General features: G+C 64.6%; 17 protein-coding genes. 15 read left to right on the top strand and 2 right to left on the bottom strand.

The annotated features are described in order from the left end of the window. Positions 1-139 precede the first annotated feature (139 nt). Both EDF56_RS01895 and EDF56_RS01900 read left to right on the top strand, forming a co-directional pair. The gene (locus tag EDF56_RS01895; RefSeq protein ID WP_165912061.1) at positions 140-3,376 is read left to right on the top strand and encodes a CHASE domain-containing protein; all 3,237 of its coding nucleotides are present in this window, start codon (positions 140-142) and stop codon (positions 3,374-3,376) included. A 120-nt stretch (positions 3,377-3,496) separates the two neighbouring features. Beyond that, complete coding sequence (locus EDF56_RS01900; protein ID WP_132385037.1) at positions 3,497-4,486, top strand: aldo/keto reductase; 990 nt, start codon at positions 3,497-3,499, stop codon at positions 4,484-4,486. Positions 4,487-4,526: 40 nt separating this feature from the next. Here EDF56_RS01900 and EDF56_RS01905 read toward each other — a convergent pair whose 3' ends face one another. Further along, positions 4,527-5,423, bottom strand: a complete 897-nt coding sequence (locus EDF56_RS01905) for a LysR family transcriptional regulator (protein WP_132385038.1) — start codon at positions 5,421-5,423, stop codon at positions 4,527-4,529. A gap of 148 nt (positions 5,424-5,571) precedes the next feature. On the opposite strand from EDF56_RS01905, the gene EDF56_RS01910 reads away from it, so the two are divergent. The 11 genes from EDF56_RS01910 (at position 5,572) to EDF56_RS01960 (ending at position 17,464) form a co-directional block, all read left to right on the top strand. Further along, positions 5,572-6,612 carry an NAD(P)-dependent alcohol dehydrogenase gene (locus EDF56_RS01910; RefSeq protein ID WP_132385039.1) on the top strand — a complete coding sequence of 347 codons (1,041 nt, stop codon included), beginning with the start codon at positions 5,572-5,574 and terminating at the stop codon, positions 6,610-6,612. Between the two features lie 217 nt (positions 6,613-6,829). Then, a complete protein-coding gene (locus tag EDF56_RS01915) occupies positions 6,830-8,257 on the top strand; it encodes an efflux transporter outer membrane subunit (protein ID WP_243652332.1) in 1,428 nt (475 codons plus the stop codon). Between the two features lie 2 nt (positions 8,258-8,259). Beyond that, the gene (locus EDF56_RS01920; protein ID WP_132385040.1) at positions 8,260-9,585 is read left to right on the top strand and encodes an efflux RND transporter periplasmic adaptor subunit; all 1,326 of its coding nucleotides are present in this window, start codon (positions 8,260-8,262) and stop codon (positions 9,583-9,585) included. Positions 9,586-9,595: 10 nt separating this feature from the next. Further along, positions 9,596-10,351, top strand: coding sequence for an ABC transporter ATP-binding protein (locus EDF56_RS01925; protein WP_243652333.1), 756 nt, complete (start codon positions 9,596-9,598; stop codon positions 10,349-10,351). Further along, the gene (locus EDF56_RS01930) at positions 10,351-11,559 is read left to right on the top strand and encodes an ABC transporter permease (RefSeq protein WP_132385042.1); all 1,209 of its coding nucleotides are present in this window, start codon (positions 10,351-10,353) and stop codon (positions 11,557-11,559) included. Before EDF56_RS01925 ends, EDF56_RS01930 begins: the two co-directional genes overlap by 1 nt. Positions 11,560-11,585: 26 nt before the next feature. Further along, positions 11,586-12,335 carry an enoyl-ACP reductase FabI gene (fabI, locus tag EDF56_RS01935; RefSeq protein ID WP_132385043.1) on the top strand — a complete coding sequence of 250 codons (750 nt, stop codon included), beginning with the start codon at positions 11,586-11,588 and terminating at the stop codon, positions 12,333-12,335. Positions 12,336-12,421: 86 nt separating this feature from the next. Beyond that, complete coding sequence (locus EDF56_RS01940) at positions 12,422-13,258, top strand: universal stress protein (protein WP_132385044.1); 837 nt, start codon at positions 12,422-12,424, stop codon at positions 13,256-13,258. Between the two features lie 164 nt (positions 13,259-13,422). Further along, positions 13,423-13,686 carry a GlsB/YeaQ/YmgE family stress response membrane protein gene (locus EDF56_RS01945; protein ID WP_132385045.1) on the top strand — a complete coding sequence of 88 codons (264 nt, stop codon included), beginning with the start codon at positions 13,423-13,425 and terminating at the stop codon, positions 13,684-13,686. Between the two features lie 118 nt (positions 13,687-13,804). After that, complete coding sequence (locus tag EDF56_RS01950) at positions 13,805-14,761, top strand: L,D-transpeptidase (protein ID WP_243652409.1); 957 nt, start codon at positions 13,805-13,807, stop codon at positions 14,759-14,761. 174 nt (positions 14,762-14,935) lie between these two features. Then, entirely contained in the window at positions 14,936-15,946 is a 1,011-nt protein-coding gene (locus tag EDF56_RS01955; protein ID WP_132385047.1) for a 2-hydroxyacid dehydrogenase, read from the top strand. A gap of 3 nt (positions 15,947-15,949) precedes the next feature. Beyond that, positions 15,950-17,464, top strand: a complete 1,515-nt coding sequence (locus EDF56_RS01960) for an L-lactate permease (RefSeq protein ID WP_279389693.1) — start codon at positions 15,950-15,952, stop codon at positions 17,462-17,464. Between the two features lie 33 nt (positions 17,465-17,497). Here the strand turns inward: EDF56_RS01960 and EDF56_RS01965 are convergent, their stop codons facing one another. Next, positions 17,498-18,232, bottom strand: coding sequence for a class I SAM-dependent methyltransferase (locus EDF56_RS01965; RefSeq protein WP_132385048.1), 735 nt, complete (start codon positions 18,230-18,232; stop codon positions 17,498-17,500). A gap of 1,061 nt (positions 18,233-19,293) precedes the next feature. Here EDF56_RS01965 and katG point away from each other — a divergent pair. Then, entirely contained in the window at positions 19,294-21,486 is a 2,193-nt protein-coding gene (katG, locus tag EDF56_RS01970; protein ID WP_132385049.1) for a catalase/peroxidase HPI, read from the top strand. Positions 21,487-21,700: 214 nt separating this feature from the next. Continuing rightward, positions 21,701-23,116: an adenosylhomocysteinase gene (gene ahcY / locus EDF56_RS01975; protein ID WP_132385050.1), complete on the top strand. Its 1,416-nt coding sequence runs from the start codon at positions 21,701-21,703 to the stop codon at positions 23,114-23,116. Positions 23,117-23,384: the final 268 nt, after the last annotated feature.

Genomic DNA, 23,384 nt, shown 5'->3' on the forward strand with positions numbered 1-23,384 from the left:
TGGCCGGATCGGTCTTGTTGGCGACACCATGGCGCGCGGCGCCCCGCTGTCGACGGGTTTCGGCAGGATACCCGGGGAAAACCGCAGTGCAAGCGCATGGTTCGGGACGATATCGCGCTAAGGATCGGGGATGACGGGCATGGCTCGGTTTTTTGCGCGCGACAGGGCTCATGGCGATTCCGTGGGCGCAGGTGTGGCGCTCGCCCGGATGGCGGTTCTTGCCGCAGCCTATGCGCTGGCTGGCGCGGCGGGCCTCGATCTTGCCGTTCCGCCCGGTTATGCAACGCTGGTCTGGCCCGCTTCGGGCGTGGCGCTGGCGGGGCTGCTGGTCTGGGGGCGGCGCTGCTGGCCGGGAGTCTGGCTGGGCTCGCTGACAGTCAATCTGTGGCATACTCTGGACGGGGCCCCGGGCCATCTTCCGTTCGGGCTGGCGCTTGGCATGGGGGCGATACTGGGCCTGGGCGCCAGCGTGCAGGCCACGGTGGGCGCTGCAAGCGTGCGGCGGCATTTTTCCGCCGGGGTCGAACTGACCGATGTGCGGCGCACGGCGACTTTTCTTGCACTCGTGGTGTTCGGGCCGTGCATGATCGCGGCGAGTGCGGGTGTTTCGGCACTGGCGCTGGCTGGCCGCGTCGATCCGGGGCTGGCGCTTCGCAACTGGGGTACATGGTACCTTGGCGACGTGCTCGGCGTTGTCGTTGTACTGCCGACGCTGCTGTTCTCGCCGGGTTCGCCGGTGCCGCTGCGCTGGCGGGGGCGGCCGATGCGGGGGGTGACCGCCACTGTCGCGATATGCCTTGCGCTTTCCATCGGCGTGACGTTCGCCTTGTGGAAGCACAGCGCCGAGCAGCAATTCTCGCGCGCGCACGCCAGTTTCTTCGCGCTGACCACCGAGACCGAACGCGCGCTGGATCGCCGTTTCGAGATCTATTCGCAGGCGCTCGACGGTGCCGCCGGGGTGCTTGCGGTCAACCCGGCGATGAGCGAGCGGGGCTGGTCCGACTATGTCGCGGCGACCGGGATCAAGCGCCATCTGCCCGGAATGCGCGGTATCGGCACGGTCGAGGCGGCAGCGTCGGGCGATATCGCGCGCCTTGTCGCCAATTCCGCACGGGGTGGCATGTCCCCGCCGAACATTCGCCTCGGTCCGGGCCGCTCCGAGCATTTCATCGTCACGCTGGTCGCCCCGATGGAACACAACCGCATGATCTACGGGCTTGATCTCGGTTTCGAACAGCACCGGCGCGAGGGGTTGGAACAGGCACGCCGAAGCGGCCGCCTGACGATGACCGCGCCGATTGCGCTGCTGCCGCACCGTCCGCCGCAGCCGGGCTTTCTGCTGATCCTGCCGCTCGGCAATGCGGCGCATGGTCATGATGGTGAGAAGAACGGCTTCCGCTGGGTCTATGCGCCGATCGGGCTCGATGACATCGTCGCGGGCCTCACCTCGCGGCAGGGGCAGGACTTCGCGCTGGAAGTGTTCGATGGCGATCATGCCGATCCCGCGCATCGCCTCTATGCGGTTGGCACCGAACAGATAAGCGGCACGCCGCTGTTCGTCAGGACCGAGAATGTCGATGTGTTCGGGCGACGCTGGACACTGCAATGGTCCAGCCTGCCTCCGTTCGAGGATCGCACGCTGTCGAACGAGCCGCTCAGCGTGCTGCTGGGCGGCGGGTTGGTCACGGTATTGCTGGGCATGCTGCTCGGCCATTTCGTGCGGCGCGAGGGGACGATCTCGCGCGAGGTGGAGCGCGCCACCGGCGAAGTTGCCCGCGTGGCCGAACAGCGGCGGCTGGCGGTGGAGGAACTGAACGAGAGCAACCGCCTGCTGATGCTGGCCGAAGCGACGGTCCATGCCGGCCACTGGCGGCTGGATTTCATCTCAGGCACGCTCATGTGGTCGGACGAACTGTACCATATTCACGGGGTGGAGAAGGGCAGTGTCGTGCCCACGCCGGCGGAAGTGCTGACATTCTACTACCCCGATGACCAGCCCATCGTTTCCGCCGCGATTGTCGCCGCGCGCGAGCATGGCACCCCGTGCCGTTTCGCCGCGCGCCTCTACCGCGCCGATGGGGCGCTGCGTCATGTCGAGGTGGTGGCCAACGTCGAGCTTGACGAGCAGGGCCGGCCAGCGGGGCTGTTCGGCGTGCTGGCCGACCGCACCGAAGAGGCCGAACTGCGCAACGAACTGTTGCGCACCAGAGACGAGGCCTGTGCCGCCGCCGATGCGAAAAGCGCGTTCCTTGCCAACATGAGCCACGACATCCGCACGCCGATGAACGCCGTGCTGGGTTTCGCAGAACTGCTTCACCGCGCCGAACTGCCGCCCGAACAGCACCATCAGGTCGAGGTCATCCTCGATTCCGGGCGCAACATGATGAGCCTTCTCAACGACATCCTCGATCTTTCGAAGATCGATGCGGGGCGGCTCGAACTGGTCGAGCGCAATTTCGATGTGCGTTATCTGCTGGCCGGGTCGATCGCACTGTTCCGGCAGGCCGCCGCGGACAAGCAGATTACGCTCGATCTCGCGCTCGATCCCGCGGTGCCGCAGTGGATCCGGGGAGACAAGCTGCGCCTGCGCCAGATCCTCGACAACCTGATGAGCAATGCGATCAAGTTCACCGAGAGCGGCAAAGTCACGCTAGCTGCGCGGGTCGAGCGTGAGAGCGGCGCGCGGCGGCTGGTTGTGGCCGTCAGCGACACCGGCATCGGCATCGCCTCGGACCGCCAGCAGCGCATCTTCGACGGGTTCACGCAGGCCGATTCCACCATCCACGAACGCTTCGGCGGTACTGGCCTTGGCCTCGCGATCTGCGCACGACTGGCGGCGCTGATGGGGGGCACTGTCACGGTCGAAAGCCTGCCGGGCGAGGGTTCGACATTCGGCCTGCGCCTACCGCTGCAACTGGCGCTCGACGCGAACGAGGGCGGGCCGGGTGAGGGCGGGGATGAACCGCTGGAACTGGCCGGGCGGGTGCTGGTGGCCGAGGACAATCAGGTCAACCGCATGGTTGCCGGGGCCATGCTCGACCGGCTCGGTGTGCCCTACGAATTCGCGGAAGACGGCGAGGAAGCCGTCAACCGAGTGATGGCGGCGCGCGCTGCGAACGAGCCTTATGTGCTGGTCTTCATGGATATCCAGATGCCGCGCATGGGCGGGCACGATGCCACGCGGACATTGCGGGAGGCGGGTGTAAGTGCAAGCGAACTGCCCATCGTCGGGCTGTCCGCCAATGCCTTCCCCGAGGATACCGTGGCCGCGCTGGATGCCGGGATGCAGGCGCATCTCACCAAGCCGCTGCGGCTTGAGGCGCTGGCCGCCATGCTGCGTGAGTTCGCGGGCGAGGTGCTGCGCCGCACGCATTGATGAACCCCGGTCATGGCTGCGTGCCGACTGATCGCGCTAATCGTTCGCGAAGTTTTGCCCTAGTTTGCCGCTCGCTCCTCAAGTCCCCCCAAAGAGGAGCACGATGTGAAAGGAATTCGCATGAAGACGCGCAAACTCGGCAGCACCGGACCGGAAGTCTCCGCCATCGGTTTCGGCTGCATGGGCCTCGATTTCGGTTATGGGACCAAGGTGGCGAAGGCGGACGGCGTGGCGCTGATCCGCGCGGCTGTCGATCACGGTGTCACGTTCTTCGACACTGCCGAAGTCTACGGCCCCTACACCAATGAGGAAATGGTCGGCGAGGCGCTGCGCCCGGTGCGCGACCGGGTGGTGATCGCGACCAAGTTCGGCTTCAACATCGTCGATGGCGAGATGCAGGGCTTGAACAGCCGTCCGGAGCAGATCAGGGCGGTTGCTGATGCCTCGCTGAAGCGGCTCGGGATCGACGTGATCGACGTGTTCTACCAGCACCGCGTCGATCCGAATGTGCCGATCGAGGATGTGGCGGGCACGGTGAAGGATCTGATCGCGGCGGGCAAGGTGCGCCACTTCGGCATGTCCGAACCGGCTGCCGCCACGGTGCGCCGCGCCCATGCGGTGCAGCCGGTGGCGATGCTCCAGAACGAATACTCGATGTGGACGCGTGGGCCGGAGACCAACGGCATCATCGACACGTGCGAGGAACTCGGCATCGGCCTCGTGCCCTATTCGCCGCTGGGCAAGGGCTTCCTGACCGGAGCGATGAATGCCTCAACCGAACTGGCCGCCGGTGATTTCCGCGCCCGCTTGCCGCGCTTCACGGCCGAGGCGATGGAGAAGAACCAGGCGCTGGTCGACCTGCTGCGCCGCGTGGCCGATGCCAAGGGCGCGACCCCGGCGCAGATCGCGCTGGCGTGGCTCCTCTCGCGCAAACCCTGGATCGTGCCGATCCCCGGGACGACCAAGTTGCACCGGTTGGAGGAGAACATCGCTGCCGCCGATGTCGAACTTTCGGCCGCGGAGCTTGCCGAGCTTCAGGCGGCCGCCGATGCCATCGCCATCGAGGGGGATCGCTATCCGCCCGAACTGATGGCGACGATCGGGGGCTGATGAACGGGTCCGGCGCTGCCCGATCGGCGGCGCCGGACATTCACCCGCCGCGATAGCGCAGCGCGTCCACCAGCAGACGGAAGGCGGCGGAAGATTGACGGCGGCTGGGATAGTAAAGGTGGTATCCGGGGAAGGGCTGGCACCAGTCCTCCAGCAGCGGAACGAGCGCGCCTGACTCCACATAGGGCCGCGAGAACGATTCCATCATGATCGCGATCCCGCTGCCGTCCAGCGCGGCTTTCAGGATCATCGGCATCGAATTGAACGTCAATTGCCCATCGACGCGGACGTTCAGGGCGCGGCCATCGCGTTCGAATTCCCAGGCATAGAGATTGCCGCGCGTGCGGAAGCGCAAGTTGATGCACTGGTGGCCGGCAAGATCGTGCGGCGTCACGGGCCTGCCGTGGCGCGCGAGATATTCGGGCGAGGCGACTGGCACCAGCCGCATCTCCGGCCCGATGCAGACCGCGATCATGTCGCGCGCGACCGACTCGCCCAGACGGATACCCGCATCGAAACGGTCTGCGACGATGTCGGACAGGCCGGAATCGACGCTGACTTCCACGTTGATCTCGGGATAGCGCTCAAGGAACGGCTTGAGCGAGGGCCAGAGCAGTTCGTGGGCGGCGTGTTCGGTGGTCGTCAGGCGGATCGTTCCGGCCGGTCGCTCGCGCAGTTCCCCGATGGTGGTCAGGCTCTGGTCGATCTCCTGAAAGGCAGGACGCAGGCTGGCGAGCAGCCGCTCGCCCGCCTCGGTGGGCGCGACGCTGCGCGTGGTGCGGGCCAGCAGGCGAACGCCGAGTCGCGCTTCCAGCCGGCGGATCGTATGGCTCAGCGCCGATTGCGAGGAACTCAGCTTGGCGGCCGCGCGGGTAAAACTGCCCTCGTCGGCGACGGCGATGAAGGCGATGAGGTCGGCCATGTGCTCACGTTGCATTCATGAGGCTCTATCATGACTGCATTGCGATTTCCTCCGGTTTTCGTGAGTGTTCGCTGTCCCTATATGAGGGTATGCTGCATTGCGGCATTCGATTCCCCGAAAATACCCTCTCCCAGGCACTCTTCCTCCAAGGATCTCCCCAGACATGAAGACCATCGGCTATGCCGCCCAGTCTCCCGAGACTCCGCTTGCCCCCTACGAGTTCGAGCGCCGCGACTTGCGCCCGGACGATGTCGCCATCGAGATCCTCTACTGCGGCGTCTGCCATTCGGACCTGCATACCGCCCGCAACGACTGGGGCGGCGCGCGGTACCCGATCGTTCCGGGCCACGAGATCGTCGGCCGCGTCACGGCTGTCGGCCCCGAAGTGACGCGCCACGCGGTGGGCGATACGGTCGCCGTCGGTTGCCTTGTCGATAGCTGCGGCCACTGCGACCAGTGCGAGCGCGACCTTGAAAACTATTGCCGCAACGGCTGGACCGGCACCTACAACGGTCTCGACAGGGTGACCGGCGAGGTGACGCAGGGCGGATACGCGCGCGCCATCGTCGTGCGCGAGGAATTCGTCCTCACCATGCCCGAGGGGCTCGATGTCTCCAAGGCGGCGCCGCTGCTCTGCGCCGGCATCACCACCTATTCGCCGCTGCGCGAATGGAACGTGGGCGAAGGCAGCCGCGTCGGCGTGATCGGCCTTGGCGGTCTTGGCCACATGGCGGTCAAGCTGGCCGCCGCGATGGGCGCGGACGTCACCGTGTTTAGCCGCACGCCGGGCAAGGAGCAGGATGCACTGGATCTGGGCGCCAAGCGCGTGCTGATCTCCAGCGATGTCGAGGCGATGAAGGCGGCTGCCAACAGCTTCGACGTCATCATCGATACCGTGCCGGTGAAGCACGATCTCAATCCCTACCTGCCGCTGGTGGATATCGACGGCAGCCTGGTGCTGGTCGGCCAGATCGGCCCGGTGGACGAGCCGATCACCACGCCGCTGATCTTCGGCCGCCGCCGCATTGCCGGTTCGCTGATCGGCGGCATCGCCGAAACGCAGGAAATGCTCGACTTCTGTGCCGAGAAGAACATCCTTCCCGAAGTAGAGATGATCCGCATGGACGAGATCAACCACGCGTTCGAGCGCATGGAACGGTCCGACGTGCACTATCGCTTCGTGATCGACATGAGCACGCTCTAGGTCTCATCCAAATCACGGACCATGAATGGCCGGCGCATCTTGCGCCGGCCATTTTCATTGGTGCGGCTGATACACGTTGCAACAATTTACCTGTGGCCTTTCACCTTGACCTGAAAGGCAAAACAAGGACATCCTCGCGCTCCCCCAAGGGCTGTGGAGTCCCTCGAACTTGCGAGCTGCAATCGTCCGACGTCTTCCGCTCCCGCTTGCCTTTTGTTTGCTCTCCGCATGCACGGTCGGGCCGAACTACGCACCCAAGAGCGCGGCCGAAATCGGTGTGCCGGACCAGTGGTCAGTCACGGCCCCGCCGGCTGCTGCAGACCTGACCCGCTGGTGGCAGACATTCGACGATCCGGTGCTGACCCAACTGGTCGATCAGGCGGCCGCCGCCAATCTCGATCTGGCGCAGGCGCTGGCGCGGCTGCGGCAGGCGCGGGAATCGCTGGTCATCAGCCGCTCCGCGTTGCTCCCCTCGGTTTCGGCGTCGGGCAGCATCAACCGCACCGAACCGCTGAAGGGCGGCGGCACCACGCTGACCCAGCCCGACGGCACCGTGGTCGTGGCCGGCAGCGGCGGCAGCACCAGTTTTTCGCTGGGCGCGGACGCCAGCTATCAGCTTGACCTGTTCGGCGGCAATCGCCGCGCGGTGGAAGCCAGCAAGGCGCAGTTCGAAGGCTCCGGCTTCGATTACGCGACCACGCTGCTCTCGGTGGAGAGCGAAGTGGCGCGCAATTATGTGCTGGCGCGCGGCTATCAGGCGCAGCTGGACAATGCCCGCGCCAGTCTGGCCATTCAGGACGACAACCTGAGCATCGCGCACTGGCGGGTGATGGCCGGGCTGGTTTCCTCGCTCGACGAGCAACAGGCCCGCGCCAGCCGCGCGCAGACGGCGGCGACGATCCCGCAAGTAGAGCAGCAATATGCCGCGGCGGTGGCGCGGATCGGCGTGCTCACCGGGCAGGCGCCGGGTGCGCTGCGGCCGTTGATGGAAGCACCGAAACCCATTCCCGAGGGGCCGCGCGAACTTGGCGCCGGAATCCCCGCGAACGTGCTGCGCCAACGGCCGGACGTGCGCTCGGCCGAGCGCAATCTGGCGGCGACGACCGCGCAGATCGGCGTGGCGAAGGCGCAGCTCTATCCGCAGTTCAACATATCGGCCAGCATCGATACCAATGCGGCCAGCTTCGGCGGGCTGCTGGAGACGATCACCGGCGGCCTGTTCGGCGGGATCAGTCAGGCGATCTTCAACGGCGGGCGTCTCAATGCGCAAGTCCGCTCCAGCCGTGCGGCGGCGGACGGCGCTTTTGCGGCCTACAAGTCCTCCGTCCTCACCGCGATGGAGGATGTCGAGAACGCCGTGGTTGCGCTGCAATCGGCGGAGGCGCGGGAGAAGGAATTTGCGATCGCGCTCGATGCGTCGAACAATTCGGCGTTGCTGGCGCGGATGCAGTACCGCTCCGGTCTGACTGACTTCACTACGCTGAACACGCAGGAAGCCGCGCTCGTTTCCGCGCGGAACGGGCTGGTTCAGGCCCATGCCGACCGCGCGACTGCGGTGATCGCGCTCTACAACGCGCTCGGCGGCGGCTGGGACCCCGGCGCCGACTATACCGCGCTTGCTACCAAGCCACAGGGAACCGACTGAGCATGGCCGACGAAACCCTCGACGAATTCCTCGGCGCCGACAAGCGCCCGCTGTGGCAGCGCAAGTGGGTACCGTGGACCGCGCTGGCGCTTGTCGTGGCGCTGGCGTTGCTGCTCTCGCAGTGCTTCGGCGGCAAGGAGACGGCGAGCTACGCCACCACCAAGGCCGAGAAAGGCCACCTCGTTACCACCGTGGCTGCCACCGGCAGGCTGGCGCCGACCAATCAGGTGACGGTCGGCTCGCAGCTTTCGGGTCTGGTGGTCAAGGTACTGGTCGACGTCAATGACCGCGTGGAGCGCGGGCAAGTGCTCGCCGAGATCGATCCCGAGCAGATCGAGGACCAGATCCGCCAGTACACCGCGCAAGTGAACGCCAATCAGGCGCAAGTTGCGCAGGCCAAGGCCACGCTGGCGGAATCGCAGGCACAGCTTGCCCGTCTTGAGGAAGTCTCGCGGCTGTCCGGCGGCAAGGTGCCTTCGGGAACCGAACTCCAGACCGGCCGGGCCGACGTGCAGCGCGCGCAGGCGGCGGTGAAGACCGCCGAGGCCAATGTGGAGGCCGCCAAGGCAACTCTGGCGCAGAGCCAGACCCAGCGTTCGCGCGCGCTGATCGTCTCGCCGGTCTCGGGCGTGGTTCTCGCGCGTGAGGTCGATCCCGGCCAGACCGTGGCCTCCTCGTTCAACACGCCGACCTTGTTCGTGATCGCCGAGGATCTCAGCAAGATGAAGCTGGAAGTCGCTATCGACGAGGCGGACGTGGGCACCGTGAAGCAGGGCCAGGCGGCGAACTTCACGGTCGATGCCTTCCCCGGCGAGACTTTCCCCGCGAAGATTACCCGCGTGGAAATCGGCTCGAACCAGACGGTGTCCTCGGCCACTTCGTCCAGCACCACTTCAACCACCAGCACCACCGGGCAGGTGGTGTCCTATGCTGCCGATCTGTCGGTGGCCAATGAGGACTTCCGCCTGCGCCCGGGCATGACCGCGACGGCGGAGATCGTCACCTCGGACAAGAACGGCGTGCTGCTGATCCCCAATGCCGCACTCTCGTTCACGCCCGAAACCAGCGGCAGCGCGAAGAAATCTGGCGGCGGCGTCACCTCGGCGATCGGCTTCCGTCCGCCGCGCCGGGGCCAGCCGGCAGCCAAGAGCGCCACGGTGGAACGCGGATCGCGCCGCACGATTTATGTGCTGGGCGCGGACGGCAAGCCGCAGGCCATGGGCGTCGTTACCGGTTCCAGCAATGGCCAGCAGACCGAAGTGGTGGGCGGCGATCTCAAGCCCGGCATGCAGGTCATCACCGGCCAGCTCGCCTCGAACGGAAGCTGAGGGCAGGGCCGTGGCCGAAACCGGCTCCGACGCCGTGCCCGTCATCGCCCTGCGCGGGATCACCAAGGTCTTCGGCGTGGGAGAGACCGCGTTCCGCGCGCTCAAGGGCGTGGACCTCGACATCATGGCGGGCGATTTCGTCGCGGTCATGGGCCCGTCGGGCTCCGGCAAGTCGACGATGATGAACATCCTCGGCTGCCTCGACGTGGCGAGCGGCGGAGAATACCTGTTTCAAGGCCACCACGTCGAAACGCTCGACCGCGATCAGCGCGCGCTGCTGCGGCGCAAGTATCTGGGCTTCGTGTTTCAGGGCTTCAATCTGCTGGCGCGCACGTCGGCGTTGGAGAACGTGGAATTGCCGCTGCTTTATCGCGGCGATGCCAAGCATGAACGGCGCAAGGCGGCGATGAATGCGCTTGAGCGCGTGGGCCTTGCCGAATGGGCGCACCACACGCCGGGCGAGCTTTCCGGCGGCCAGCAACAGCGCGTGGCAATTGCGCGCGCCATCGTCACCAATCCCGAAGTGCTGCTGGCGGACGAGCCCACCGGCAACCTCGACAGCCAGCGCTCGATCGAGATCATGGAGTTTCTCTCCACGCTCAACCGCGATTCCGGGATCACGGTGCTGATGGTCACGCACGAGCCCGACATGGCCGAATTCGCGCGGCGGATCGTCCATTTCAAGGATGGACTGATCGACCGGATCGAGCAGGGCAATGCACGTCAGGCCGTTTCGGATGTACCCGATTCCGGAGTTACCGGCTGATGCTGAGCACGATCCTGCTTCTCGCGCTGCGCTCGATCCGCCGCCACGTGCTGCGCTCGCTGTTGACGATGCTTGGCATTGTCATCGGCGTGGGCGCGGTGGTGTCGATGGTGACGCTGGGCCGGGCGACGACCGTGGCGGTGACGCAGCAAATTGCCGCGCTGGGCACAAACATCCTGCAAGTCCGTCCGGGGCAGGGCTTCGGTCGCGGCGGCGGCGGCACCACGCCGCGCGATTTCGACCCGTCCGATATCGTCGCAATCCGCCAGCAAGTGGGCGGGGTGACCGCTGTGGCCCCGTCGGTCTCGTCCAGCGCGACCGCGATTTTCGAGGGCGCCAACTGGTCCACCACGATCAACGGGACGACTTCGGATTACTTCAAGATCCAGCCCTGGCCGCTACAGGAAGGGCGCCTGTTTTCCGAGGATGAGGAAAGCGCGGGCAAGGCGGTCTGCATCATCGGTTCCACCGTTTCGCGCAACCTGTTCGGCAATGCCAATCCCGTTGGAAAGCGCTTCCGTCTGGGGCAGGTGAGCTGCGACGTGATCGCCCTGCTTTCCACCAAGGGGCAGGCCGGGTTCGGCGGCGATCAGGACGATACCGTCATCATGCCGCTCAAGACCGTGCAGCGGCGGTTTCTGGGCACCACCACGATCCGCACCATTCTTGTGGGCATCGACGGCAACTATTCGAGCGAGCAGGTCCAGTCCACGCTGACCAACCTGCTGCGCGAACGGCGGCGGATCACGGCGGGCAAGGAAGACGATTTCAACATCTTCGACACCAAGCAGATATCGGACACGCTGACCCAGACGACCACGATGCTGACGCGGATCGTTGCCGCCGTGGCGGCGATCAGCCTTGTCGTCGGCGGGATCGGCATCATGAACATCATGCTCGTCTCGGTGACAGAGCGCACGCGCGAGATCGGTATCCGTCTCGCCATCGGCGCCGTGGCGAGCGAGGTGCTGATGCAGTTTCTGGTGGAAGCCATCGTGCTGTCATGCCTGGGCGGACTGATCGGGCTGATCCTCGCGCAAATCGTGGTCGCCGCTGCGGTACCGCTGATGGGCGTGCCGTGGATCTTCGAGCCCGGCGTCAATCTCGGCGCTTTCGCGGTTTCTGCGATTATCGGCGTGGTCTTCGGCTATTTCCCGGCGCGGCGGGCAGCCAGTCTCAACCCCATCGACGCCCTGAGACACGAGTAAACGTCACCAGGAGGAGAAGGCGGCATATGCGCGGACTGATCGTGGGCATGGCGAACGACCAGTCGCTCGCTTGGGGCTGCGCGGAGGCGCTGCGCGCCGGAGGCGCCGAACTGGCGATCACCTACCAGAACGACAAGGCACGCCGTTTCGTGGAACCGTTGGCGCAGGAACTGGAAGCCCCGATATTCGCGCCGCTGGACGTGACCGACCCGGCCCAAGTCGAGGCACTGTTCACGGAAATTGCGGAGCGTTGGGGCAGTCTCGATTTCCTGCTCCATTCGATCGCCTTCGCGCCGAAGGAGGACCTTCACGGCCGCGTGGTCGACAGCTCGGTGGAAGGGTTCTGCCTGGCGATGGACGTCTCCTGCCACTCATTGATCCGCCTCGCCCGCCATGCCGAGCCGCTGATGAAGGAGGGCGGGGCGATCCTGACGATGAGCTTCTACGGCTCCGAAAAGGTCGTGCCCAGCTATGGGATCATGGGCCCGGTCAAGGCCGCGCTGGAGGCGAGTGTGCGCTATCTGGCCGGGGAACTTGGGCCGTCCGGCATTCGCGTGAATGCCCTCTCGACCGGGCCGGTGCGCACGCGCGCGGCCTCCGGCCTCTCGCACCTTGATGCACTGATCCGCCTCGCCTCGGAGAAAGCGCCGCTGCACCAGTTGGTGACGATCGAGCAGATCGGCCACATGGCGGCGTTCCTGCTGGGCCCCAAGGCGCGCTTCGTGACCGGGCAGACTGTCTACGTCGATAGCGGCTACAACGCGGTGAGCGGGTGAATGGGCAGCCGGTATGAGGCGTGACCTTGCCGCCGGCTTCGATTAGGTTTCCGGATCCCGGAGCGATTTCAGCAGGGAGATTGGCGATGTCGATGGGTGCGATCTTGGTGGCGACGGACCTCAGCGCCCGAAGCGACCGTGCGATTGACCGTGCATTCGAACTGGGACGCGACCTCGGCGCGGCGGTGAAAGTGGTCCATGTCGTCAAGCCGGAGGGCCACACCGGGCTGCTGGAAGAACTGGTCGAAAGCCGCGTGCGCGAGACTCTGCCGGAACTGGGCGAGGGTGCTGAAATCCTGCTGCCGGAAGGCTCGCCGCCGGGCACCATCGCGCGGGTCGCCGGGGAACAGGGTGCGGCGCTGATCGTGGCCGGGGTGGCGCGGTTCAACCAGATTTCGGACTATTTCCTTGGCACGGCGGTCGATTACCTTGTCCGCCATGCCGAAGTGCCGGTGCTGGTGGTCAAGCAGCGCCAGCGGGGGCTCTATCGCCGCCTGCTTGTGCCCAGCGACTTTTCGGCAGCGTCGAAAGCGGCCGTTCTGGCAGCGGCCCGCCTGTTTCCCGACGCCGCGATCCGGGTGGTGCACGTGTTCCACGTTGGTTTCGAGGGTTGGGGTGTGGCCGATCACGTGATGGAGGAAACGCTGGCCCGCGCCGAGGGAGACATGGCCGAATTCCTCGCCTCGTCGGACTTTGCGGACCTTAATCCCGGTCGGATCGAGGGCGTTCTGGCAGGCGGCGAGCCGGAGGTTGCATTGGGTAAGGCGATCGAGGCCTATCAGCCGGACCTTGTCGTGCTGGGGACGCAGGGCGGCGGCGTTCTGCGCCAACTGGCAGTGGGCAGCCGTGCCTCGTCGCTGCTTTCATGGGTCCGTCCCGATACCCTGATGGTGCGGCTTACCGAGCAGACCGAAAACCCATAGCCGCCTGTGACCCTGTGAAAACACACAGTATCCATTGACGATCGAAGCATCCGGGCGCAGTCTGCATTGCACGTGTTCTACTAAAAGTTCGATGTTCTGGTGTGTCAGCACTTTCGGTACGTTCAGGATGGTCTTGAGCGGCTGGAAGAGGTCAGGAGATGGACATGGGGTGGATTATCGCATTGATCGTGGGCGGTGTCGCCGGTTGGCTCGCCAGTCTCGTCATGAACCGCGACGCATCGATGGGTATTGTCTGGAACATCGTTGTCGGCTGCGTCGGCTCGGTGATCGGCAATTTCATCGCCAACCGCTTCGGAATTGCCGGATCGGTCAAGGAATTCTCCATCGTCGGCCTGATCGTGGCGTTTTTCGGCGCGGTGATCCTGCTCGCCATCGTCAATTTCATCCAGCGCGGCACAGTCCGCTGAAATCCTGCTGAAGGCAGTACCGGCGGAACGCGGAGCGGCCGTTCGACGTGGAGTTGCAGAGGACCTGATGAAGGCAGGAACAAGGCTGGCGCTGGGCGCGTCATGTGTGCTTGGCGTAATGTGCTGGACGAACCCTGGCTTCGCGCAAGGCGCCAAGGCAACGTCTCCACCCGAATTCGCGCGGCGGATCGAGAATCTCAAGCCCGGCCAATGGGTCTGGGCGCCGACCGTGGCGCCTTCGGGGCCGGTCCTGGTCTATGTCGATCTCTCGAAGCAGATTGCGCTGGTCTATCGCAACGGCGTGCGCATCGCGGCGGCCACGGTATCCAGCGGCAAGGACGGTTATGCCACGCCGACTGGTGTCTTCACCATCCTTCAGAAGGATGCGAAGCACCGCTCCAGCACGTACAACAACGCGCCGATGCCCTATCAGCAGCGGCTGACGTGGGATGGTGTCGCGCTTCATGCGGGCGGCTTGCCCGGCTATCCCGAGAGCCACGGCTGCGTTCACTTGCCCTATGAGTTCGCGCGCGAACTGTTCTCCATCACCAAGCTGGGCGTCACGGTCGTTGTCCAAGGCGACGCCGCCACGCATATGCGCACCAGCGAGAACAGCCTGCTCACCCCGTTCAACAATCGCGGCGAAGCGGTCGAGCATCAACCTCTGGCAGGCGGCGAGCAGTATCGCTGGAAGCCCGAACTGGAGCGCGAGGGGCCGCTCTCGATCATCGTTTCCAAGCTCGACCAGCGCGTGGTCGTGCTGCGCAACGGGACGGAGATCGGCCGCAGCATTGCCGAAGTGAATGACGATGATCCCGGCAGCCATGTCATTACGCTCGTGACGCAGGGCGGCAAGCCGCAATGGGTCTTCGTCGGCCTGCCCGGCCACAGCGACGACGAAGGGCGCGCGGTCGACGAGGCCGTGCTCAACCGTCTGCGCTTGCCACGCGGCTTCTATGAAAAAGTGAAGGCTGCCCTCACGCCCGGCGCGACCATCCTAATTACCGATTCGCGCGTGGGTGCCGAGCCGCTGGAACACCTCACGGTGATCGACGCGGTCAGGCCCGCGCCTTGATTCAGGCCGCCATCGCCGGGCATCCGGCCCGGGATTTGGGCCTCAAATCGGATATCCGGATCGGGTCGTCCCACCCGCTGCACATATCGTCGATGACAGGCGACAGCGGCCGCGCGGTTTGTCAGGTAAATACCTGTCTCCCTTCGAATTCGTCATGGCTTCTGGAGAACTCGCGTGAAGATCGCCGTTTTCAGCACGAGACCCTACGACCGTGAATTCCTGGAGCAGGCAAACGAGGCCACCGGAGGGCGGCATGCCTTCTCGTGGTACGAGTCCCGGCTCAATGTGACGACCGCCGATCTGGCGCGCGGACACGACTGCATCTGTGCTTTCGTCAACGACCATCTCGGCCGGGCTGAGCTGGACATTCTGGCCGGACAGGGCACCCGCCTGATCGCGCTGCGCAGCGCCGGTTTCAACAATGTCGATCTGGACGCAGCGCGCGATCTGAACCTCGAAATTGGCCGCGTGCCCGCCTATTCGCCCGACGCCATTGCCGAACATGCGGTGGCGCTGATCCTCACGCTCAACCGCAAGATCCACAAGGCCTATGCCCGCGTGCGGGAGGGTAACTTCGCGCTGGAAGGCCTGCTCGGCTTCGACCTCAAGGGCAAGGTCGCCGGGGTGATCGGTACCGGCAAGATCGGCATCAACGTCGCCCGGATCCTCAAGGGTTTCGGCTGTGAGGTGGTGGCGAGTGATCCGTTCGAGACGGCTGAACTGACAGCCATCGGTGGCCGCTATGTGCCGCGCGATGAACTCTTCGCGATGTGCGACATCATCACGCTCCATTGCCCGCTCACACCGGATACGCACCATCTGATCGGCCGTGCGGCGATTGGGGCGATGAAGGACGGCGTCATGCTGATCAACACCAGCCGCGGCGCGGTGATGGATGCGCGCGCGGTAATCCACGGGCTCAAGAGCGGGCGGATCGGCTACGTCGGGCTCGACGTCTACGAGGAAGAGGAAGACCTGTTCTTTGAGGACCTGTCCGAACAGGTGATCCGCGACGATGTCTTCGTGCGGCTGATGACCTTCCCCAACGTGCTCATCACCGGGCATCAAGGATTCTTCACGCGGGAGGCGATGACAGCCATCGCCGGCACCACCATCGCCAATATCAGCGCGTTCGAGGACACGGGCGCGCCGCTTCATCCGGTCCAGGTCGAACGCCGGGGCTGACCCGTGGCAGGATTCGCGATCCTTCCGATCCTCCTCCTGGTGCTGTTGATGACTGTGCTGCGTTGGTCGGCGGCGGTGGCGGGGACAGTGGCAGCGGTCGCGGCGGCAACCGTGGCGGTCGTGGTTTTCCAGTTCGGCGAAACTCCGGCGGATCTTGCAGGCCCCATTCTGGAGGCGGCCTTCACGGCCGCGACGATCCTGTGGATCATCTTTCCCGCGCTCTCGATCCACGAGTACCAGACCCACACCGGCGCCACCGGCGTGATCGGCAATTGGCTGTCCTCGATCTCCGATAGTCCGGCGGCGACGGCGCTGCTGCTGGGCTGGTTTTTCGCGCTGTTCCTCGAAGGTGCCTCGGGTTTCGGTACGCCGGTTGCCATTCTGGCGCCCATGCTGGTGGCGCTGGGGGTTTCGCCTTCGCGCGCGGTATTGACGGCGCTGCTGGGCCATGTCGTTGCGGTGTCGTTCGGAGCCGTAGGCGCGCCGATGGTACCGCTGCTGGAGGCCGGTCTGCTCGACGAGCGGCGACTGGCTCTGGAGATTCTGCTGCTCCATGCCTGCCTTGGCTGGGTCATGACCTTGCTGGTCGTGCGCTATGCGGCGGTCGGGCCGGCGATAGCAGGAGCGGCCGGAGCGAATGACGCCACGCCGATGGCGCGGCGTTTCGCTCTCGTCGCTGCCGTGTGCTTCTTCGGCGCAGCGGCAGTGGTCGCCATGCTGACGGGAGCTGAACTGCCGGCGCTGGGCGGCGCATTGCTGGGCGGTGCGCTGTTCGTCGCGTGGCTGCGGCGGGGGCCTTCCGCTTCCAGCCGCTCAGGGCCGGGCGTCACGGCCGTCCTGATGGCGGGGCTGCCGTACATCGTGCTGGTGGTGCTGATCCTCGGCAGTCGCCTGATCGGGCCGCTGCGCACGGCGCTGCGGGCCGATCGTATCGAATGGACATACGGAACCGGCTTTGGTGACGTGATGCTGCCGTTCTATCATCCCGGCACGATGCTGATGGCGGCGTTTCTGGTGACGGCGGTGGTCCATCGCTCGTCGCCGCGACTGGTCGGCACCTCCATGGTCGCGGCGGCGCGGCGGCTGCCGCAAGTCGCCATCGCGCTGGTGGCGGTGCTTACTCTGGCACGTTTCATGGTCCATGGCGGGCTGATCGATGCGCTGGCCGTGGGTGTGACCACGCTGTTCGGCCGGCTTTGGCCGCTGGCGGTGCCGCTGGTGGGCGCGCTCGGCTCGTTCGTGACGGGATCGGGGACCGCTTCGAACATTATCTTTGCCAATTTCCAGGTCGCGGCCGCAGATGCCGTACGCATGCCGCATGGGTTGGCGCTTGCAGGGCAGAGCGTGGGGTCCGCGATCGGCAACATCATTGCGCCGCACAATATCGTTGCAGGCACGGCGACGGTCGGCCTTGTTGGGCGTGAGGGGGAAACACTGGCGAGCACGGTGCCGATTTGCCTCGGCTACGTGGCCGCGGCCGGTGTGCTCGTACTGCTTTTGCAGACGGTGCTGCCCTGATCTGGCGGCAGTCCGGCTAACCGAATTCAGCCGTCAATGCCGGCGTGCGCAAAGCATTGCTGCGTCGGTGCTGTCATGGTCTTCGTAGCGCACCAGTATCTCGCCAAAACCCTTTTCGTGAAACAGGCGAAGAACGGCATCCAATGGATACTCGTTCATCTGCATTACCGGCGTATCGGCAGCCCTGCCGCCAAGCAGATTCAGCACGGCCTGTCCGCCAGGAACGATATGGCGAATATGATAGCCCAGTTTGTGCCAGAGGCTTTGATTGCGTTTCGTGGACAGTTGGATGAGGCATCCACCGCCGGGCCGCACGCGCTCAAGCAACTGGCTGAGAAGTACCATGCCGCGCGCGACCGGGATATGCTGAAATACGATGCAGCTATTGACGAAATCGAACGTGCCCTCGACCCGCGAAAGCGTGTCGTCGGACAGGAGATAATCGATTTGCCGCCCTTCGCTGTTGCGACGGGCTTCTTCCAGCATGGCCGGCGCAATATCGAGCCCGACGACCGCACCGAAGTGCCCGGATAGCGGAATGGTCAGCCGCCCTACACCGCATCCGAAATCCAGCGCGCGTTCGCGCGGCAAGGCACCGAAATGCCGTTCGATCTGCGCAACCCAATGGGCGACGAATGCTTGTCCGCTCTCGAAGAAATGCTGCCGGTTTGCATCGATATTGCCGCTGCGAAAGCGGGCATCGGTGAGAACCGCGTAATAAGGATCGCGCTCACCCCATAAGCGCCAATTGTGATCGCTGTCAGCCATTGCGAGGCTTTATCCATGTCTGCTCGGACCGCCAAAGCGCATGTAAAGGCTTATCAACGTTTTGATACGGAATTTATCTTTCACAGGGCGGCGATACCCATGGCGCGTCCGGCGCCTGAAATTGATGGATATTGCAGGTTTTATAGTCTGGTGATTTGCGGTTCCTTGTCGGCTGGGTTCACTCGCTGTCCATGTTGCTGAGATCCAGAAGGTGAGTGATAAAAATCGTCCGGATTTTTCGATTTCGTTCCCAATTTAACTACGGGCGTAAATTATAATTTGGCGCATGATGCTCTAAAGGATGAGTTTTTCGAAACACCTTGACTTAAGGGGCAAGATTATCGTCTTATCCCTGTAATATTTGGCGGCAACAGCAAGCCAAGGGACGTTCGGCGTCCTGAAGGGGAGGAAACGCGACTACGGCATGCGCTTTTCCGGGTGCCATCGCTGAAACGATGGCGGGTTAACGCGACAGGATGCCGATTCCCTTTGTCTTTTCGCGGCGGGTCGCTACGAGCCCGCTCGCAAGTTCATTCGTTTCGCGGCAGTCGGGTTCCCGGCTGCCCGCAAGGGAGTGCGTTGCAAGGTCCTGAAGCGTCGGGGTTCTTGCAGCGCCGATTTTCCGCCTCCTGTGCCAAGTCACCACCGAGCGCGACAGGAGGCGGAAAACACCCCGGATGGACATCCCCGGCGGCAGGTCGTTTTGTGCGCGGGATGAGTCGAAACCGACTTTGTCATCCGCCCGTCGCGCGCGTCCGCCATGGTGCCTTCATCTAATCCTTCTCGATTGATGATCGGAATTATGCATGACCGATCAGTACAATACGGCCTTTGATCGCCTGTCGGATTCTGGCACTCTCCCGCCGTTGGCAGACGATTCCGGGAGCGACCCATGGCCAGGGGTCTCAGGATTTTCGACACGTCTTTCATGCGGGAGCCTGCTGTTGCGGCACCCCGTTTGCTGCGGCTGATCGTCAGGCCTTCACATACCGACCTCATGACCTGAATCCCCGAAGCAGGGATCGACAAGGCCGGGAAGAGGATCAACAAGGAGAGAACCCATGGACGCGAAGACCAGTGGCTGCCCGATGCACGGCGAACCCGTGCGATCGCTCCTCGGACGCACCAACCGTGACTGGTGGCCGAACCAGCTCAGTCTGGACATTCTGCGGCAGGGCGGCGTCAGCCCCAGCCCGATGGACCCGGATTTCGACTATGCCACCGCCTTCAAGTCGCTCGACCTTGCTGCGGTCAAGGCTGACCTTACTGCGCTGATGACCGATAGCCAGCCGTGGTGGCCGGCGGACTATGGCCACTATGGTCCCTTCTTCATCCGCATGGCCTGGCACAGTGCGGGTACCTATCGCATCGGTGACGGTCGCGGCGGTGCCGGTGCGGGCGACCAGCGGTTCGCGCCGCTCAATTCCTGGCCCGATAACGCCAATCTCGACAAGGCGCGTCGCCTGCTCTGGCCGGTGAAGCAGAAATATGGCGAGAAGCTTTCGTGGGCGGACCTGATGATCCTGGCCGGCAATGTCGCCTTCGAATCGATGGGTGCGCCGGTGCTTGGCTTCGGGGGCGGCCGTGCCGACGTCTATGAGCCGGAAATCGCCGTCTACTGGGGCACCGAGGAGCAATGGGTCGGGCAGGGCGCCGAAACCCGCATCCAGCCCGAGAAGGAAATGGTTCTCGAAAATCCGCTGGCGGCCATCCAGATGGGCCTGATCTACGTCAATCCGGAAGGCCCCGGAGGCAATGCCGACCCGATCGGATCGGCGCGCGACGTGCGCGAGACGTTCGCCCGCATGGGCATGGACGACATCGAGACGGCCGCACTTACCGTGGGCGGCCATACTTTCGGCAAGTGCCACGGCGCGGGCGATGCCGCCAAGGTCGGCCTCGAACCGGAGGGCGCTGATATTGCGCAGCAAGGCCTCGGCTGGCTGAGTGGTCATGAGAGCGGATTCGGCGATCACACGATCACCTCCGGCCTCGAAGGTGCCTGGACGCCCACGCCCACTCAATGGGACATGAGCTTCCTGCACATGCTGCTCGATTATGAGTACGAACTGGTGCACAGCCCCGCCGGTGCGCAGCAATGGCAGCCAGTGAACCAGAAGCCCGAAGACATGGCGCCCGGCGCGCACAGTCCCGACCGGCGCGTGCCGACGCTGATGACGACCGCCGACATGGCGTTCAAGGCGGACCCCGAATACCGCAAGATTCTCGAACGCTTCCGCGCCGAACCGGCATGGCTGGAGGATCAGTTCGCCAAGGCCTGGTTCAAGCTCTGCCACCGCGACATGGGCCCGAAGGCGCGCTACCTCGGCGCCGACGTGCCGGCGGAGGACTTCGTCTGGCAAGACCCACTGCCCAAGGCGGACGGCGCACCGATCGGCGCGGCGGATGTTGCAGCGCTGAAGGACAAGATCCGGGCGTCGGGCTTGTCGGTTGCCGAACTGGTCTCCACGGCATGGGCCTCGGCGGTGACCTACCGCAGTTCGGACCATCGCGGCGGTGCCAATGGCGCGCGCATCCGGCTTGCTCCGCAGAAAGACTGGGAAGTTAACGAGCCTGCCAAGCTGGCCAAGGTCCTCAAGGTCTATGAGGACATCAAGGCCGGTGCCGGCAAGTCGGTCTCGATTGCCGACCTGATCGTGCTCGGCGGCGGCGTTGGGATCGAGAAAGCGGCGGCCGATGCCGGTACGCCGATCGAGGTTCCGTTCGTTCCCGGCCGCGTCGATGCCACGCAGGAACAGACCGACGTGCATGGTTTCGCGGTGCTGGAGCCGCGCGTGGATGGATTCCGCAATTACATCCAGGTCCCCTACAACGTGCCGACCGAGGAACTGCTGGTGGACCGCGCGCAACTGCTGGGCCTCAGCGCTCCGCAGATGGCCGTGCTCGTCGGCGGCCTGCGTGTGCTGGGGGCCAACTTCGGCGGTTCGAAGGATGGTGTCTTCACGACCCGCGAAGGGCAGTTGACGAACGACTTCTTCGTCAATCTGCTCGATATGAAGACGGCCTGGAAGCAGGTTGACGACGAGGCGGATGAGACTTTCATCGGCACCGACCGCGTCAGCAACCAGCAGAAGTGGACGGCAACGCGCACCGATCTGGTGTTCGGCTCCAACTCGCAGCTTCGCGCAATCAGCGAAGTCTATGCCGCCGCCGACGCGGGCAAGAAGTTCGTGCGCGACTTCGTGGCCGCGTGGACGCAAGTGATGAACGCGGATCGTTTCGATCTCGCGTAAACTCGACGCGCATTGAAGAAAGGGGCGGGAGACTGCGGTCTTCCGCCCCTTTCTTGCGTTTCAAGGGTGCGCCGGCGCGCGATAAAAATCGGATATAAAGATATCTTTATATTTGCTTCCGGCCGAGCGAGCGGGTAGGGACGGCACCATCGCGGCGCCCTTCGCCATTCCGGTGCGGGGGCCGTAAAGGCAACACTTCCAGGAGTTCGCGCCCGTGGCCACGACCACCGCCCCCGACTACGCCATTACCGACATCTCGCTTGCCGATTTCGGCCGTACCGAGATCGCCATCGCTGAAACCGAAATGCCGGGCCTGATGGCGCTGCGCGAGGAATTCGGTGCATCGCAGCCGCTCAAGGGCGCGCGCATCACCGGCTCGCTGCACATGACGATCCAGACCGCCGTGCTGATCGAGACGCTGGTCGCTCTCGGCGCCGACGTGCGCTGGGCCACCTGCAACATCTTCTCGACCCAGGATCACGCCGCTGCCGCCATCGCCGCCGCCGGTATCCCGGTCTACGCGATCAAGGGTGAATCGCTGGCCGATTACTGGGATTACGTGGGCAAGATCTTCGACTGGTCGACGGAAGAAAATCCCGACCAGACCGCCAACCTGATCCTCGACGATGGCGGCGATGCCACCATGTTCGCGCTCTGGGGCGCCCGCGTCGAAGCCGGTGAGCCGCTGTTCGAGCCTTCGAACGCCGAGGAAATCGAATTCGTTCGCGCGCTGAACGCCTTCCTCAAGGCGCGTCCGGGCTACCTGACCGCCTCGGTCAAGGCCATCAAGGGCGTTTCGGAAGAAACCACCACCGGCGTTCACCGCCTCTACCACCTCGCCAAGGACGGCAAGCTGCCGTTCCCCGCGATCAACGTGAACGATTCGGTCACGAAGTCGAAGTTCGACAACCTCTATGGTTGCAAGGAATCGCTGGTCGACGCGATCCGTCGCGCTACCGACGTGATGCTGGCCGGCAAGGTTGCCTGCGTTGCCGGCTTCGGCGACGTCGGCAAGGGTTCGGCCGCTTCGCTCCGCAACGGCGGCGCCCGCGTGATGGTCACCGAAATCGACCCGATCTGCGCGCTGCAGGCCGCCATGGAAGGCTATGAAGTCGTCACCATGGAAGACGCCGTGAAGCGCTGCGACATCTTCGTCACCGCCACCGGCAACGAAGCCGTCATCACCGGCGAGCACATGGAAGCCATGCGCGACAAGGCGATTGTCTGCAACATCGGCCACTTCGACAGCGAGATCCAGATCTCGGCGCTCGACAATTACGACTGGAAGGAAGTCAAGCCGGGCACCGACCTCGTCACCTTCCCGGACGGCAAGCAGATCATCGTGCTCGCCAAGGGCCGCCTGGTGAACCTGGGCTGCGCCACCGGCCACCCCAGCTTCGTTATGTCGTCGAGCTTCACCAACCAGACGCTCGCGCAGATCGAACTCTTCGCCAAGAACGACGAGTACGAGAACCGCGTCTACGTTCTGCCCAAGCACCTCGACGAAAAGGTCGCCGCGCTGCACCTCGACAAGCTGGGCGTGAAGCTCACCAAGCTTTCGAAGAAGCAGGCCGACTACATCGGCGTGCCGGAAGCTGGTCCGTACAAGCCGGACCACTACCGCTACTGATTTGAGGTGGCGACGGGGTTGGGGCGATCTCTACGGATCACCATCAGGCTCCGTCGTCCCCGCCCTTCGGCTGGCCGACAGGCCGGCCGCTCAGGATAAACTGCCCGTAGGGCAGGCGGGGACCCCGCTTCCTTCTTTCTTTCTCGCCCGCAGAACAAGCGGGACCGCCGCCTTCGCGGGGGCTACGGTGAAAAGAAGCGCGGAAGTCTACACAACCCGCGAACAACATGGGGAGAGTACCGGCACTGCGGTACTCTCCCCATTGTCT

It is taken from the genome of Novosphingobium sp. PhB165 (assembly GCF_004341845.1).
Lineage (GTDB): Bacteria > Pseudomonadota > Alphaproteobacteria > Sphingomonadales > Sphingomonadaceae > Novosphingobium.